This window comes from Maribacter spongiae (assembly GCF_047345125.1).
Taxonomy (GTDB): Bacteria; Bacteroidota; Bacteroidia; order Flavobacteriales; family Flavobacteriaceae; genus Maribacter.
Genome location: NZ_JBLFEQ010000002.1, coordinates 37,341 through 52,340 on the forward strand (window position 1 = coordinate 37,341; position 15,000 = coordinate 52,340).

General features: G+C 41.6%; 15 protein-coding genes. 9 read left to right on the forward strand and 6 right to left on the reverse strand.

Translation table 11 applies throughout. The annotated features are described in order from the left end of the window. Positions 1-17: 17 nt before the first annotated feature. The 6 genes from ACKWB9_RS02760 to groL all read left to right on the forward strand — a co-directional run bounded on the left by ACKWB9_RS02760 (position 18) and on the right by groL (position 5,398). Positions 18-1,289, forward strand: coding sequence for a sigma-54 interaction domain-containing protein (locus tag ACKWB9_RS02760; protein WP_414001462.1), 1,272 nt, complete (start codon positions 18-20; stop codon positions 1,287-1,289). A 54-nt stretch (positions 1,290-1,343) separates the two neighbouring features. After that, positions 1,344-1,865: an LptE family protein gene (locus tag ACKWB9_RS02765; protein ID WP_414001463.1), complete on the forward strand. Its 522-nt coding sequence runs from the start codon at positions 1,344-1,346 to the stop codon at positions 1,863-1,865. Between the two features lie 132 nt (positions 1,866-1,997). Next, on the forward strand, positions 1,998-2,867 hold the full coding sequence (locus tag ACKWB9_RS02770; RefSeq protein ID WP_414001464.1) for a hypothetical protein: 870 nt from the start codon (positions 1,998-2,000) through the stop codon (positions 2,865-2,867). Between the two features lie 5 nt (positions 2,868-2,872). Further along, positions 2,873-3,232, forward strand: a complete 360-nt coding sequence (gene secG / locus ACKWB9_RS02775; RefSeq protein WP_414001465.1) for a preprotein translocase subunit SecG — start codon at positions 2,873-2,875, stop codon at positions 3,230-3,232. A 142-nt stretch (positions 3,233-3,374) separates the two neighbouring features. Further along, on the forward strand, positions 3,375-3,653 hold the full coding sequence (locus tag ACKWB9_RS02780) for a co-chaperone GroES (protein ID WP_414001466.1): 279 nt from the start codon (positions 3,375-3,377) through the stop codon (positions 3,651-3,653). Between the two features lie 110 nt (positions 3,654-3,763). Next, the gene (gene groL, locus ACKWB9_RS02785) at positions 3,764-5,398 is read left to right on the forward strand and encodes a chaperonin GroEL (RefSeq protein WP_414001467.1); all 1,635 of its coding nucleotides are present in this window, start codon (positions 3,764-3,766) and stop codon (positions 5,396-5,398) included. 173 nt (positions 5,399-5,571) lie between these two features. Here groL and ACKWB9_RS02790 read toward each other — a convergent pair whose 3' ends face one another. From ACKWB9_RS02790 to ACKWB9_RS02815, 6 genes are all read right to left on the reverse strand, one after another. Then, positions 5,572-6,630 (reverse strand): DUF3179 domain-containing (seleno)protein, encoded by a 1,059-nt coding sequence (locus ACKWB9_RS02790; RefSeq protein WP_414001468.1) that lies wholly within the window; start codon positions 6,628-6,630, stop codon positions 5,572-5,574. A gap of 5 nt (positions 6,631-6,635) precedes the next feature. Beyond that, positions 6,636-7,613: a transporter gene (locus ACKWB9_RS02795; RefSeq protein WP_414001469.1), complete on the reverse strand. Its 978-nt coding sequence runs from the start codon at positions 7,611-7,613 to the stop codon at positions 6,636-6,638. 82 nt (positions 7,614-7,695) lie between these two features. Next, positions 7,696-8,052 (reverse strand): heavy-metal-associated domain-containing protein, encoded by a 357-nt coding sequence (locus ACKWB9_RS02800; protein ID WP_414001470.1) that lies wholly within the window; start codon positions 8,050-8,052, stop codon positions 7,696-7,698. Positions 8,053-8,104: 52 nt separating this feature from the next. Beyond that, positions 8,105-10,369, reverse strand: coding sequence for a TonB-dependent receptor (locus ACKWB9_RS02805; protein WP_414001471.1), 2,265 nt, complete (start codon positions 10,367-10,369; stop codon positions 8,105-8,107). A gap of 12 nt (positions 10,370-10,381) precedes the next feature. Continuing rightward, positions 10,382-11,101: a heavy-metal-associated domain-containing protein gene (locus ACKWB9_RS02810; RefSeq protein WP_414001472.1), complete on the reverse strand. Its 720-nt coding sequence runs from the start codon at positions 11,099-11,101 to the stop codon at positions 10,382-10,384. Between the two features lie 138 nt (positions 11,102-11,239). Beyond that, on the reverse strand, positions 11,240-11,656 hold the full coding sequence (locus ACKWB9_RS02815; protein WP_414001473.1) for an HYC_CC_PP family protein: 417 nt from the start codon (positions 11,654-11,656) through the stop codon (positions 11,240-11,242). Positions 11,657-11,784: 128 nt separating this feature from the next. On the opposite strand from ACKWB9_RS02815, the gene ACKWB9_RS02820 reads away from it, so the two are divergent. From ACKWB9_RS02820 to ACKWB9_RS02830, 3 genes are all read left to right on the forward strand, one after another. Continuing rightward, positions 11,785-12,234: a GAF domain-containing protein gene (locus tag ACKWB9_RS02820; RefSeq protein WP_414001474.1), complete on the forward strand. Its 450-nt coding sequence runs from the start codon at positions 11,785-11,787 to the stop codon at positions 12,232-12,234. 91 nt (positions 12,235-12,325) lie between these two features. Next, positions 12,326-13,858, forward strand: coding sequence for a bifunctional phosphoribosylaminoimidazolecarboxamide formyltransferase/IMP cyclohydrolase (gene purH / locus ACKWB9_RS02825; RefSeq protein ID WP_414001475.1), 1,533 nt, complete (start codon positions 12,326-12,328; stop codon positions 13,856-13,858). A 56-nt stretch (positions 13,859-13,914) separates the two neighbouring features. Next, positions 13,915-14,943, forward strand: a complete 1,029-nt coding sequence (locus ACKWB9_RS02830) for a rod shape-determining protein (RefSeq protein WP_413968967.1) — start codon at positions 13,915-13,917, stop codon at positions 14,941-14,943. The last annotated feature ends 57 nt before the right edge of the window (positions 14,944-15,000 follow it).

Consider the following 15,000-nt stretch of genomic DNA (forward strand, 5'->3'; position numbering starts at 1 on the left):
ACACAAGTTATCCATAGATGGAAGGCGTACAAAGCATAAAACAACGTTTTGAGATCATAGGCCAGGACCCAAAACTCAACAGGGCCTTGGAAAAGGCTATTCAAGTGGCCCCTACGGATATTTCGGTCTTGGTAACGGGTGAAAGTGGCGTAGGCAAGGAATCCATCCCAAAAATCATTCATTCGCTGTCACACAGAAAACATGCCAAATATATCGCAGTTAACTGTGGTGCCATTCCGGAAGGCACCATAGACAGTGAACTTTTTGGTCATGAAAAAGGAGCCTTTACCGGAGCTACCCAAACCCGAAGCGGTTATTTTGAGGTTGCCGATGGAGGGACCATTTTTTTAGATGAGGTTGGTGAGCTTCCCCTAACTACCCAGGTAAGGTTATTGCGGGTCTTGGAAAATGGGGAGTTTTTGAAAGTGGGTTCTTCCCAGGTTCAAAAAACGGATGTACGTATTGTAGCAGCGACCAATATTAATATGTTCGAGGCGATTAAAAAAGAAAAGTTCAGGGAAGATCTCTACTATCGCCTGAGTACGGTAGAGATAGCCATTCCCCCGTTGCGGGACAGGCAGGGGGACATACATTTACTATTCCGGAAATTCGCTTCGGATTTTGGGCAAAAATACAAGATGCCCACCATACGCTTGGATGAAAATGCCGTTTCCCTTTTATTAAAATACAGATGGCCCGGAAACATTAGACAGCTTCGGAACATAGCTGAACAGGTTTCTGTTTTGGAGGAAAAAAGGATCATTTCGGCCATGACACTCAATGGCTATTTGCCTAACAATACGGGCAGTAATCTTCCGGCGGTCATAAATCAGACCAAATCCGAAAGTGATTTCAGCAATGAACGGGAAATCCTTTATAAAGTATTGTTCGATATGAAAGGTGATCTTACCGATCTTAAAAAATTGACCATGGAACTTTTAAAGAACAATGATTCGCAAAAAGTACAGGAAGAAAATCAGCATCTTATCCGTAAGATATATGGCGATGACGAAAATGAAATAACCGCACAAGAAGATCCGTCCATGGAGGTTTTGCAGTTACCGGAACCTGCGCCGGAAAAATTATATGTTAACCCGGCATCACAAGAAGATAAATACCATTTTGCCGAGGAGATACAGGAAGAGGAAACCCTATCTTTACAAGAGAAGGAAATAGAACTGATCAAAAAATCATTGGAACGCAATAGAGGAAAGCGAAAAGCGGCAGCGGCAGAACTCGGAATCTCCGAACGTACCCTGTATCGAAAAATAAAACAATATGACCTATAGCAGTGGGCAAAATATTTATAGTCTCTTGAACGAATACATTTTTAAACACTTTTGATGGGAAAAAATATCGGCATAACAATTCTATTCATAACGGCCTTGCTTTTCAACGGATGTGGGGTCTACAATTTTACGGGCGGTAATGTAGGTACGGCTACGACCTTTCAGGTAAATTATTTCCAAAACTATGCCACCCAAAGCCCGGGTTCCACTTTTGAACCGGGCATGGATCGGGATTTTACCCAAGCATTGCAAAACAGGATTCAGGATCAGACCAATTTAAGTTTGGTCAACAATGGCAATGCGGATTTACTCTATGAAGGGGAAATTATTGAATACCGTATTTCGCCCATGTCGGCCACGGCACAGCAAACAGCGGCCCAGAACAGATTGTCTATCCGGGTAAAATGTCGTTTTTATAACAGGACAAAAGAAGATGCGGATTTTGATCAGAGTTTCTCTTTTTTCTTTGACTATGACGCCAATGTACAGTTAGCTTCCATTAAAAGCGAAGCACATGAGGTCATTTTTGAACGGATTACCCAGGATATTTTTAACGCTTCCCTGGCAGATTGGTAAATGCAAAATAGGGATTATCAAAAAAGAAATACGGATTTTTATCTTTACGATGAATTTTTTATCTGAATATGATGGTCATTTGTCCCGCCAACCCTAGGAATCGAGCTTAAACTTGATGAACTGGTAAAAAAAATGAAGGTAACAGACTTTACATATCTTTTGGAGCAGCCCGATAAGGTAGTCGATCCATTGCAAACCAAGCAACTGGAAGATATGCTGGAGGAATATCCATACTTTCAGGCCGCGAGGGCGTTACATTTAAAAGGGTTAAAAAACCTTAACAGTTATAAATACAATAAGGCCCTTAAAGTCACGGCCGCATTCACAACGGACCGGGAAGTCCTCTTTGACTTTATAACGTCCAGGGATTTTCTTAAATACGATATTCCCAAGACCTCCAAGAACATTGAAGAAGTTAAAAAACCAGAGCTTCCGGGATTGGAAAAACCGTTAATAGAAGCCTCCGAAGATAAACCTTTGCCACAGGACAAGAAAGATGCCGAGCAAATTCTGGATCCCAAACTGTTCAGGCAAAAAGAGGAAGTCAAAAAACTTGAACTGGGAAAACCCCTGGTTTTTGATAAAAAGGAAAAATATTCCTTTACAGAATGGCTGCAGTTGACCTCCAAAAAACCTATTGCACGAACTTCTTCCAAACCTTCCCAAAAGACCGGGCAAAGTGTTCCGGAAAAAAAGGATTCCATCCCTGATCCCATTGGCCGGAAAGAAAAAAAATTCGAACGCATAGATAAGTTCATAGCCCAAAATCCAAAAATAACCATAAAGGAAAATAGCAATTCTTCCATAGACGTATCCAGCTCTACAAAATTGGACAAAAACGAACTGATGACAGCCACATTGGCAAGGGTATATTTGGAGCAAAAAAAGTATAAAAAAGCTATTCAGGCCTATAAAATATTAAGTTTGAAATATCCGGAAAAAAGTGGTTTCTTTGCAGACCGAATTAAAGCGGTGGAAAAAATTCAACAAGAAAATAAGTAAGTTAAATGAGTACATTTTCAATATTCCTTGTACTGATCATCATTGTTTGTTTTTTGCTGGTCTTGGTAATCATGGTACAAAACCCAAAAGGCGGCGGACTGTCCTCTTCCTTTGGAGGTGGCGGAAACCAAGTAGTTGGTGGCGTTAAGAAGACCGGTGACTTTTTGGACAAAAGTACATGGACCTTGGCCGGGCTTTTGGTCCTGCTTATCTTGGCATCCAATATTGCCCTAAAAGGAAACTTTAGTGATGCCGATTCAAAATTATTGCAAGGTGATGATATAGAAACTACGGTTCCCGAGGCACTTCCCGACGAGGTTACCCCTCCGGCCAATACGGAAGCTACGCCAACGGACAGCTTATAGAAAAAGAAAATCAAAAATTAAAGATGCCAGCTAAATGACAAGCTGGCATTTTTATTTTACAATTATGTCAGTTTTTGGGCAATGGCATAATTTCTGCCAACTAAGGATGAAACTAAAAAATAAATTTAAATTTTATAATACTATGGCTAAAGTTAATATCAAACCATTGGCGGATAGAGTTCTTATAGAACCCATGGCAGCTGAAACAAAGACGGCTTCGGGAATTTATATTCCAGATACCGCAAAGGAAAAACCACAAAAAGGCAAAGTTGTAGCCGTTGGCCCCGGAACAAAAGATGCGGAAGTAACCGTTAAAGTAGGAAACACCGTCCTTTACGGCAAATACTCCGGTACTGAACTAAAGCTAGAAGGCACGGATTACTTGATGATGCGCGAGAGTGATATTCTGGCCATTATCTAATTGCAAATTCCAATAAACAAATAACAAAATCCAAGTTTTATCCCGCGATTCAAAATTGATATACGGGATATTAATTTGGAAATTTAATTTTTTCAACTAAAAATTTAAACATGGCAAAAGACATAAAATTTGACGTAGATGCACGGGACGGCCTCAAAAGAGGTGTCGATGCATTGGCCAACGCAGTAAAAGTAACATTGGGACCAAAGGGTAGAAATGTAATTATCAGCAAATCGTTCGGAGCACCACAAGTGACCAAAGATGGTGTTACCGTAGCCAAGGAAATAGAACTGGCGGATGCCCTTGAAAATATGGGTGCCCAAATGGTAAAGGAAGTAGCTTCAAAAACCAACGATCTAGCAGGTGACGGTACCACCACGGCCACCGTATTGGCACAATCCATTGTTAAAGAAGGATTGAAAAACGTTGCGGCCGGTGCAAATCCAATGGATTTAAAAAGAGGTATAGACAAAGCGGTGGATTCCATAGTGGAAAACTTGGCAAAGCAATCCAAAAAGGTAGGTGACTCTTCGGAAAAAATAAAGCAAGTAGCTTCTATTTCCGCCAATAATGATGACACTATCGGTGATTTGATCGCCCAGGCATTCGGCAAAGTAGGAAAAGAAGGGGTTATTACCGTTGAAGAGGCAAAAGGAACGGATACTTACGTAGATGTAGTAGAAGGAATGCAATTTGACAGGGGTTATCTTTCCCCTTATTTTGTGACCGATTCAGAAAAAATGGTCACCGAGTTGGAAAGCCCGTACATTCTTCTATTCGACAAGAAGATTTCTGCCATGAAGGATTTACTTCCCGTATTGGAACCCGTGGCACAATCTGGAAAACCTCTTTTGATCATTGCCGAAGACGTTGATGGAGAAGCGTTGGCTACATTGGTAGTGAACAAATTAAGGGGATCTCTTAAGATTGCCGCGGTAAAAGCCCCCGGTTTCGGGGACCGCAGAAAAGCCATGCTAGAAGATATCGCCATCCTTACAAAAGGTACCGTAATATCGGAAGAACGTGGGTTCTCTTTAGACAACACTACAATAGATATGTTGGGTACTTGTGAAAAAGTAAGTATCGATAAGGACAATACCACTATTGTAAACGGCGGTGGTGTTGCCAAGAACATAAAAACAAGGGTAAACCAGATAAAATCACAAATAGAGACGACTACCTCGGATTATGACAAGGAAAAGCTTCAAGAGCGTTTGGCAAAATTGGCCGGTGGTGTAGCGGTCCTTTATGTTGGTGCCGCCTCCGAAGTTGAAATGAAAGAGAAAAAAGACCGTGTAGATGATGCGCTCCATGCGACCAGGGCCGCAGTTGAGGAAGGTATCGTGGCCGGTGGTGGCGTTGCTTTGGTACGGACCAAGGCCGCCCTTTCCAAAGTAGCTACGGATAACGAGGACGAAGCGACCGGACTCCAGATCGTAGCCCGCGCCATAGAAGCTCCTATCAGGACTATCGTAGAGAATGCCGGTGGAGAAGGTTCCGTTGTAGTTGCCAAAATCTTGGACGGTAAAGGGGATTTTGGTTATGATGCCAAATCCGAAAAGTATGTAGAAATGATGAAAGCAGGTATCATCGACCCTAAAAAGGTAACAAGGGTGGCACTGGAGAACGCCGCTTCCGTTGCAGGTATGATCTTGACTACGGAATGTGCCTTGACCGATATTAAGGAAGAGACCCCTGTAGCCGCACCTCCAATGGGTGGAGGCGGAATGCCGGGAATGATGTAATCCGAACCAATATATAAATAGTGTGCATTAATGCCCTATTTGTAATGACAGAGATGAAAAAACCGCTTTTGGAAATCCAAAAGCGGTTTTTCTATTCAATCAATATCATCTACTTAGCGCGCATCTGGTTTACAAACCATTACCATTACCTGCTTCATTTAATAAACCCAACTTTATCTATTATAAATTTCTGTTTCATAAAAAGCAGGGATAGAAAACCATTGCGCCATCATGGCATTGGAAGTGCTTATTATTTGACCTTCCCTAGGTCCTGAAACGGCCTCTCCAAAAACATTCCATAGATTACCCTCGTTATCTTCCATCACAATATCCGGTCGTTCGGGATTATCCCCCAGTACATAATTAAACTCCAAGCCGGACAAATCTCCAGTAAGCGAATACGAAAACATAAAGTCTTCATTCCCTATCAACAGATACTCCTTCCCATTAAATGTATCCCTGATGAGGTTGGTATCTAAAAAATCGGTGAATCTATACACCTTGGCGGTATCATCTAGAATAGCCAGTACTTTTTCTTTCAATGGAAGTCTACCATCTTTTGATACCGGGAAGAAAAAGAGATCGTTGTTCGTATTGTAATTCCCATAGGGGGATGTGCCATATGTTCTTGAAAATCCCGTATCCGTGCCCACTACGTCAACATTGGGATACATTTGTTTGGCCGTTGCCCAATTGGTTTCCCATAGCTGATAGAGTTCGGCAGGTCTTCCCAATAGCTCCCCGTTTACCGATTCATTTAATATTTGTGACCAATTGCTCTGCGTTTCCCTATCAAAGGGGATTAAATTAGTGTTATAAAGTAATCCGGAAACACCAAACGTAGTTTCATTTCCATTGATTATCCTGCCCCATCCTATACCTGTTCCCGTAAGGGGACAAAATGTAATTGCCAAGGAAACATCCCCGACGTTCTCATTGATGATTTCATGCCAATCCAAAATAATATGGGGATATGCCCTTACATCATCACCGTTTTTAAATAAGATTACTAAATCTTCATCCTCTATAAAGCCAGCCTCGGAAGCCGACACCAGTTGTGGGTTTACCAGTGCAGGAATCCCATCCCTTCCTGGCCCACCGTCCAAAACCTCGGATACCGGAATACTCCATTCACTATCTAAAGACGGTAAATCTATACCGTTATTGGAATTGGAAGAACTGCATGCAACCATTAATGTACTCAAAAGAATAAGAATCATTATTTTTTTCATAGCTATTATTTTATAGTTCCGTTGGATAAAATATTATTTTTCTTTTTTAATCTGAAGTTGATTCCCCCCGAAAACCTAAGGGTCGGGGTCAATTGTGTGCCATCGACATAGCTATACATCGGAATTTCCAATCTGGAAAACAATGAAAGATCCGAAGTAATGTTTACCGTTAGTTCCGGCCGGATAAAAACCCATTCCCCACCAGTATTGGGAAGGTTAGAATCATCTATCTTATCTATTTGTGCATTCCTGTACTTAATGACCAAACTGGGGCTAAAAATTGTGTTGAACAATAAAAATTGATCTGTATAACCTATATTTACCTGTACCTCATCCCCAAATTCATAGGTAGATGAACCATTTAAATAATCATTATTCACTCCCGTAAACCGGAACGTAGCACTCCCCGAAATAACCGACGAAGGTCTAAAAGGCAAATTTTTGGAAATTGAAAAAAGGGCGATGTAGTCCAAAGCACCGCTACCCGGCTGCAAATCGGCAGTTAATTGAATGCCTTGTTCCGTAAGCAAATCAGAACGCCCCAACGGGACTTTAACGCCTCCACCAAAACTTACGGAGGAATCTTCGCCCAGTACTTTAGGGATTGCATATTTTAATAAAAATAAGGCATCACCTATACCCGACGTTTCTGTAAACGATTCATTTTCAAATTGACTTATAGTCCTTGATTGGTTGACCCAGGTCAATAACGATTCTACGGAAAATCTTTCGGTAAAGGCATATCCCAAACTCAACAAAATAGCGTTGGTGATACGCAATCTCGAATCATCATCCAACTCTTCTTTACCGGCATTCAGGGTATTGAGATTGTTGTAATCATAGGTGAGGCCTAAAAACACAGATCCTTTCCCGTCATTGGGCAATCCCAAATTATTGGACAAGGGAACCCCGCCGGAACAACAGGTCTGGGAAAGGGTCATTTGCATGCTTATTAGGGCAAGAAATACTAAAAAAATCCGCATCTTAAAAAGAGTAGATACGGATTTAGTGTCTTAGTCCCGATTATCCTTACATCGGAAAACAAACATTTAACATCTTGGCGTCTTAATGCTTTCCACTATCATCGGAATCATCTTCCCGGTATTTGCAACATGGATGAATGGAATCATAGGCTTCCTGAGTGGCCTTTAACTCCTTGGTATCATGGCCTACGGCAATTAAAGCGGTCTTTACCTTCATGGGATCTGTTTTGCGCTCATCGATAATCAAGGACAATTGATGCGAGGGGATATCCCACATGGCATATTTAACGCCTTTTACACCCAAAGCCGCTTTTTCTATACGCATTTTGCACATGTCACATTTACCATCGACCTCCATGGTCAGCTTTTTATTTTTTTCCTGAGCAAAACCTGTTGTCGCCAAGAACGCTAAAACAATTGTTACAATGACTTTTTTCATAATCGTTATTTTTTAAATTTTTATTTTTAGTTATTCGTAAAAAGTTTAGGGTCTACAATATTTTATATCTAAATCCGGCATAAAACATACGCCCCATAATAGGCGCATATACTATACTGGTATCAAAATTCGCACCAAAAGGGTCTTCCGCACTCAATACCGGGCCGGGCTGTTTAAAATTGGTCAAATTTTCCCCGCCCACATACAACTCGAACTTTTGGGAAAAAACTTTGGTAACCTGTGCGTTCATGAGGCTGTAACCGTCCACAAAATCCCCTAATCGGAATTGGGGAGGGTTTACGTCTGTACTTGGCAAACGTTGCCTCCCCAAAGTGTGCAACGTATAATCAAACCGCCATTGGGAACCATTTTCCTTGCTATCTGTCTTATATCCCAGATTTACAAAAAATCGGTTTTGGGCCTGCAACGGTTTCTGCAATTTTCCCGAACGATAGTCCGTGCGCACATCATAATGTTTATATGCCGTTCGCAATTCCAAATTTTCAAGGATTTCATGGTTTACCTCTATTTGAAAACTGCTTGCATAGCTTTCACCCTCTAAATTATAAAAAGATACGGTTCTTGGATTTTCCCAATCCACCACCACCTGATTCTTAAAATCGGTCTTATAATAATCCAACGTAATATTTCCGCTCCTTCCCAAAAACGTAAATCCTTGTAAAAAACTTACCCCATAATTCCAGGCATCTTCCGGGTCAAGCCCATAAACATTTCCACCATTGCCCAAAATCTGAATTTGGCGAGCGGACGCAAAAAACCGTTGATTCTCCGCAAAGATATTGGCCGCCCGCCTACCCCTACCAAAAGAACCTCTTAAGCTTCCCCTTTTCCAGGGGGTATAACGCACATGCAACCTTGGGGTAACAAATGTCCCCAGACGATTGTGGGTATCTACCCGAAGCCCTGCCGTAAGGCTCAGTTTCTCCAAATTTTCGTAACTATATTCAAAGAACGCTCCGGCCGAGACGTCTTCCCGCTCAAAATTTTGTGTGTCTACCAATTCATCATAACCATCATAAGCAAAGGTAAGTCCGGTTTTAAATTTATTGCGTGTGTCCCCGATAATGGAGTTGAACTGTAAGTTGGAATATAAACTCTCGTGATCAATAGCATAGTTTCGCAATCCAAAATAGGATTTTTGGTCATGTAAGCTATAGGAAGCCTGAAATCCGAAACTCTGAAAAGGCAATTCGGGAAAAACATAGCCCAATTTAATGGACGAATCAAAACGCTTGGTATCTATTTCACTACCCCATATTTCGGTTCCGTCAAGTGCGGATCCATTGTTGTCTACCCTATCGGTATCCGGATCAAAGCCAGCTTCCCCTACCTGTTTTTCATCACTCAAAAAACGAATATTCAAAAAACTTACCCAACCTGTCTCCGGATTTTGATATTGCCATCTGTTCATAATATTGATCTGATCCGCCAATGGGGCATCTAAAAATCCGTCATCGTTCCTATCTTCTTTTTGTGTCCGTTTATTGCCATGGATATAGAGTCCCGTACTCCATTTGTCGTTTAGTTTATGATTGAGATGCGTATTCAACTCCAACCGGCCGTTTCTATTGGCGTACCCGTTTACAAATAACCTGTTATCCGTGAGCGGTTTCACCAATTCCGTATTAATTTGACCCGAAATACTCTCATAACCATTCACCACGCTACCGGCACCTTTGGTAATCTGAATACTTTCTACCCAAGTACCCGGCGTAAATGTTAATCCATAAGCTTGAGAAGCACCTCTTATCATCGGAATGTTCTCCTGCGTGATCAGAAGGTAAGGGCTGGTAAGGCCCAACATTTGAATCTGTCTGGTCCCGGTAAGGGCATCCGAAAAATTAACATCTATTGCCGGATTCGTCTCAAAACTTTCGGACAGGTTGCAACAGGCAGCCTTTAACAGTTCCGCACTATTTACCGTAACCACATTCCGGGCACTGAAATAGGTTTTTTGTACCGCTTCCCGTTGCTTCTCTACGACCACCTCATCCAATTCATTGGATGCTTTTAACCAATGGCGAACAGTTTGGGGCTCATCGATTATAAGCGTGTCCGATTGAAACCCGACATAACTGATGACCAATTTATGGTATGTTTCCGAATAGGGGATGCTAAACCGTCCCTCTTCATTGGTAATGGTTCCTATCTGGGAATCCATCCAATATACATTAGCACCGGGCAACCCAATAGGTTTGTTTTCGGAATTGGACTCCATCACCATTCCCTCTACCTTATTTTGGGAGAGGCATAGCAACGGGAGAAATACTGTCATAATAATTATATACTTTTTCATTTTTCCCGTCTTTTAAACAAATTGAAAAAGCATAGTTCCCGCCATAACCAACATAATGGCATTTTCTATAAAAGTAGCCTCGGTCATCGGAAGTTTAAGGGCCGTACCCAAACAGGCGCAACGGATGGATTTTTTATCCAATAAGGTTTTTGTTACCCCGATCGTGGTAATACCCAATATGACAACGGTAGCAATTAGGGCCATTTTGACCTCCAATCGCATTAAGAACAGTATTCCAAGAACGAGTTCCAAAAAGGGATAGACCCACCCGTATAGTGGAACGGCTTTTGCCAAAGGATCGTACATCCTGAAAGAATCCGGGAAACCTTTTAAGTCCAAAAACTTAAAAAAGCTGAATACGATGTAAAAAAGCCCCATAAAATCCAACATTGCGCTGGTGATATCCCAATCCTTAAAATTGAGTAAAAACGCCGCTGAAAACAGGTATAGGAATATGAGAAATAGAGGTTTTAATTGTTGCCATTTTGACCGTTCCGCAACCTTGTCATTAATAGTTTCTTCCAGTTCGTTCTTTTCTGAGATGGAATATTTATCCGGTAAAACAGATTTAAAATTCGCCAATGGAATGTGTTTTTCCATACGCACTTCAACCTCGGTTTTTTCCAAATCTACGGTAACTGCGGTTACCCCCTCTATATTGAGTAACTTTTCCCGGACAGATGCCGCACACCCATCACAGGTCATTCCGGTAAGTGTATATATATGTTTCATGATTTTCTAAATTTATTTTCGTTTCCTTGATTTGCACTCGATCTATTTATATCAATAGAGAGGGCCTTATGTAGGGGCCTTTAAAAATCTATTAGATCGTAAAAAGAAAAACCCCGTTTGTACTAGGAATGAAAAAAATCAGATTATGAAAACCTCGTCAAGTAACTGAATGTCCTTGATCAGAATAGGTGGTGGGTAGTGTTTTAGAGGAACGTTTCGTTTTGTCTCTAAAGCTATATTTTTTATAAAGGATCGGGAAAACGCAAAGAGAAATTGTTGCTTTTCCAAAGAAATATCTTGAAAAGAAAGTTGCATATCGTCCTGCCCTTCCAATAAAATAGTTTCCTCAGAACAGCAGGAACTTTTTGTCACATCCATAACTTCCCCATCTTCCAATAAAGAAGTATCCATTCCACAGGTTTCCGGTGCCGAAAATAATGCCACATCCACCAAATGCCCCATGCAATAGTGTTTTTCTATTCGCCATGAAACCGTAGAGGCCAAAATCAGCAAGGCCATTGCAATGGACCATATTTTCCGAAAACCTTCTTTCATTGTCCCAAAAATACAAAATATTGAAATTATCACTTAAAAACCACGATATCTTAACGAATATTTATAGATCAAACTATTGTATGGTTTACTTGAAAAATCGATTTTTAAACAAATTTTGAAGAACCATTATGTTAGATATATTACGCCCAAAAATCAGTGCCATTATCACTACCAATAAAGGGGCAAACGCCAAGTTACAGGATATATGTAATCTATTGAAAACAACGATAGATCATTATGATTGGGTGGGTTTTTACTTTAAGAACGGGGATAGACGGGAATTAAAATTGGGCCCATATGCCGGTGAACCTACAGACCATGCCCTTATCCCTTTTGGCAAGGGAATATGTGGCCAAGTAGCGGAAAGCAACAAAAATTTTGTAGTGCCGGATGTACAGGCCCAGGATAATTATATTGCCTGTAGCATAACGGTCAAAGCAGAGATTGTAGTACCCCTTTTTGTAAATGGGGAAAATATAGGTCAAATAGACATTGATTCCAATACTCCCGACCCTTTTACTGAAGCCGATGAACGGTTTTTGGAATTCGTAAATTCGGAAGTTGCCAAAATTCTTTAAAACTTTCCGGTTTTTGTTGATAAACCGAGGCAAGATTACTGCTAAAAAAATTACTTTTGTTGGCTTATACAAGTAACCTTAAGCACACAAAATGAGCAGCGTTAAAAAAGCCTCCTCGGCACTTATATCGGTATTCCATAAAGACGATCTGGAACCTATAGTCAAAAAATTCCAGGAATTGGGAATTACCATCTATTCTACAGGTGGAACCGAAAAATTCATCAAGGATTTGGGCATAGAAGTAATCCCTGTCGAGGATGTTACCAGTTACCCCTCAATTTTGGGAGGGCGTGTAAAAACCTTACACCCTAAAGTTTTTGGTGGTATCCTGAACAGGCAGGACAATGAAAGTGATGTTGCTCAACTAAAGGAGTTTGAAATTCCGCAATTGGACATTGTCATCGTAGATTTATACCCATTTGAAAAAACAGTAGCGAGCGGTGCCCCGGAACAAGATATTATTGAAAAAATAGACATAGGGGGTATTTCCCTTATCCGCGCAGCGGCAAAAAACTATAAGGATGTGCTTTGCGTTTCCTCTATGGAAGATTATGGCGAGGTACTTGAAATTATTACGGAAGGCAATGGAAGTACGACCCTGGAACAGCGCAAGCAGTTTGCCGCAAAATCCTTTAATGTTTCCTCCCATTATGATACGGCTATCTTCAATTATTTCAACACCGATCATAAAATCCCTTCCCTAAAGATCAGCGAGCAGAAAGGCCAGGTGTTGCGCTATGGGGAAAACCCACATCAAAAAGGCTTATTTTTTGGAGATTTTGAGGCTATGTTTTCAAAGCTCCATGGCAAGGAGCTTTCATACAACAACTTATTGGATGTTGATGCGGCCGTTCTATTAATGAACGAGTTTAAAGGTGATGCACCTACATTTGCCATATTAAAGCACAACAACGCCTGTGGACTGGCACAACGGGAAACCATTCACCAGGCTTATGTGGATGCTTTGGCCGGGGATCCCGTTTCCGCTTTCGGGGGCATTCTGATAAGCAATGTGGAAATTGACAAGCCTACCGCCGAGGAAATTCATAAGCTCTTCTGTGAAGTGGTCATTGCTCCAAGCTATTCGGAGGATGCGCTGGACATATTAAAAGGCAAAAAGAACCGTATTATATTGATTCAAAATGAAATGGATCTGCCCAAAACTTCGATCAGGACATGTCTTAATGGGGTTTTGGTACAGGACAAGGACAATAAGACCGATGCCCTTCCCGACCTGACACATGCTACGGACAAAAAACCGTCCGAAGGGGAACTGGAAGATTTGCTCTTTGCCTCAAAATTGTGCAAGCATACCAAATCCAACACCATAGTTCTGGCAAAAAACAAACAGTTGTGCGCAAGCGGAACCGGACAAACATCCCGGGTAGATGCCTTAAATCAGGCCATACACAAAGCGGGTTCCTTTAATTTTGACCTGAACGGTGCCGTTATGGCCAGTGATGCATTCTTTCCTTTTCCAGATTGTGTTGAAATTGCGGACAAAGCAGGGATAACCAGTGTCATCCAACCCGGTGGTTCTATAAAAGACCAGTTAAGTGTTGATTATTGCAATGAAAATGGAATTTCCATGGTGATGACGGGCACTCGTCATTTTAAGCATTAATTTTACTACTTTTGTCGATGAAATGCACCCTTTAATCCAGAACCAAACATTAATATATGGGATTTTTTGATTTCTTGACCGAGGAAATAGCCATTGACCTGGGTACGGCGAACACCCTTATTATCCATATGGATAAAGTTGTTGTGGACAGTCCGTCCATTGTTGCCAGGGACCGCGTTACCGGAAAAATTATTGCGGTAGGGAAAGAGGCCAATATGATGCAGGGCAAGACCCATGAAAACATCAAGACCATCAGACCTCTCAAAGATGGGGTCATAGCGGATTTTGATGCCTCGGAAAAGATGATCAATATGTTCATCAAGAATATCCCGGCCTTAAAGAAAAAATGGTTTCCACCCGCACTGCGCATGGTTATCTGTATCCCTTCGGGAATTACGGAAGTGGAAATGCGGGCGGTAAAGGAATCCGCAGAACGTGTAAACGGTAAGGAAGTATATCTGATCCACGAACCTATGGCCGCAGCGATCGGTATAGGTCTGGATATTATGCAGCCCAAAGGAAACATGATCGTGGATATCGGTGGTGGAACTACTGAAATTGCCGTAATAGCCCTGGGTGGTATCGTATGTGACAAATCGGTCAAAATTGCGGGGGATGTATTTACGAACGATATTATTTATTACATGCGTACGCAACACAATCTTTATGTTGGGGAAAGTACCGCGGAAGCCATAAAAATAGAAATAGGATCGGCTACCGAAGATCTGCAGTCGCCACCGGATGAAAAATCGGTGCAAGGCAGGGATCTCTTGACCGGAAAGCCCAAACAAGTACAGATTTCCTATCGGGAAATTGCAAAAGCACTGGACAAATCCATTTTACGTGTTGAGGATGCGGTTATGGAAACCCTTTCACAAACACCACCAGAGTTGGCGGCCGATATTTATAATACCGGTATTTACCTGGCCGGTGGCGGATCCATGCTACGGGGATTGGATAGACGTCTGTCCCAAAAAACGGACCTGCCCGTTTATATTGCGGAAGATCCATTAAGGGCGGTCGTTCGCGGAACAGGTATCGCATTAAAAAACCTGGAGCGGTACAAGAGCATTTTGATCAAGTAATTTTGATCAGGGCCGTGATTTGGTTTTTACGATTTCAACAAAACTATCCTTATCGGT

Coding starts and splice junctions, on each gene's coding strand:
- ACKWB9_RS02820 (WP_414001474.1), top strand. CDS start 11,785: ATGTTAGATATATTACGCCCAAAAATCAGTGCCATTATCACTACCAAT.
- ACKWB9_RS02790 (WP_414001468.1), bottom strand. CDS start 6,630: ATGAAAAAAATAATGATTCTTATTCTTTTGAGTACATTAATGGTTGCA.
- ACKWB9_RS02760 (WP_414001462.1), top strand. CDS start 18: ATGGAAGGCGTACAAAGCATAAAACAACGTTTTGAGATCATAGGCCAG.
- secG (WP_414001465.1), top strand. CDS start 2,873: ATGAGTACATTTTCAATATTCCTTGTACTGATCATCATTGTTTGTTTT.
- ACKWB9_RS02830 (WP_413968967.1), top strand. CDS start 13,915: ATGGGATTTTTTGATTTCTTGACCGAGGAAATAGCCATTGACCTGGGT.
- groL (WP_414001467.1), top strand. CDS start 3,764: ATGGCAAAAGACATAAAATTTGACGTAGATGCACGGGACGGCCTCAAA.
- ACKWB9_RS02800 (WP_414001470.1), bottom strand. CDS start 8,052: ATGAAAAAAGTCATTGTAACAATTGTTTTAGCGTTCTTGGCGACAACA.
- ACKWB9_RS02815 (WP_414001473.1), bottom strand. CDS start 11,656: ATGAAAGAAGGTTTTCGGAAAATATGGTCCATTGCAATGGCCTTGCTG.
- purH (WP_414001475.1), top strand. CDS start 12,326: ATGAGCAGCGTTAAAAAAGCCTCCTCGGCACTTATATCGGTATTCCAT.
- ACKWB9_RS02810 (WP_414001472.1), bottom strand. CDS start 11,101: ATGAAACATATATATACACTTACCGGAATGACCTGTGATGGGTGTGCG.
- ACKWB9_RS02765 (WP_414001463.1), top strand. CDS start 1,344: ATGGGAAAAAATATCGGCATAACAATTCTATTCATAACGGCCTTGCTT.
- ACKWB9_RS02805 (WP_414001471.1), bottom strand. CDS start 10,369: ATGAAAAAGTATATAATTATTATGACAGTATTTCTCCCGTTGCTATGC.
- ACKWB9_RS02780 (WP_414001466.1), top strand. CDS start 3,375: ATGGCTAAAGTTAATATCAAACCATTGGCGGATAGAGTTCTTATAGAA.
- ACKWB9_RS02795 (WP_414001469.1), bottom strand. CDS start 7,613: ATGCGGATTTTTTTAGTATTTCTTGCCCTAATAAGCATGCAAATGACC.
- ACKWB9_RS02770 (WP_414001464.1), top strand. CDS start 1,998: ATGAAGGTAACAGACTTTACATATCTTTTGGAGCAGCCCGATAAGGTA.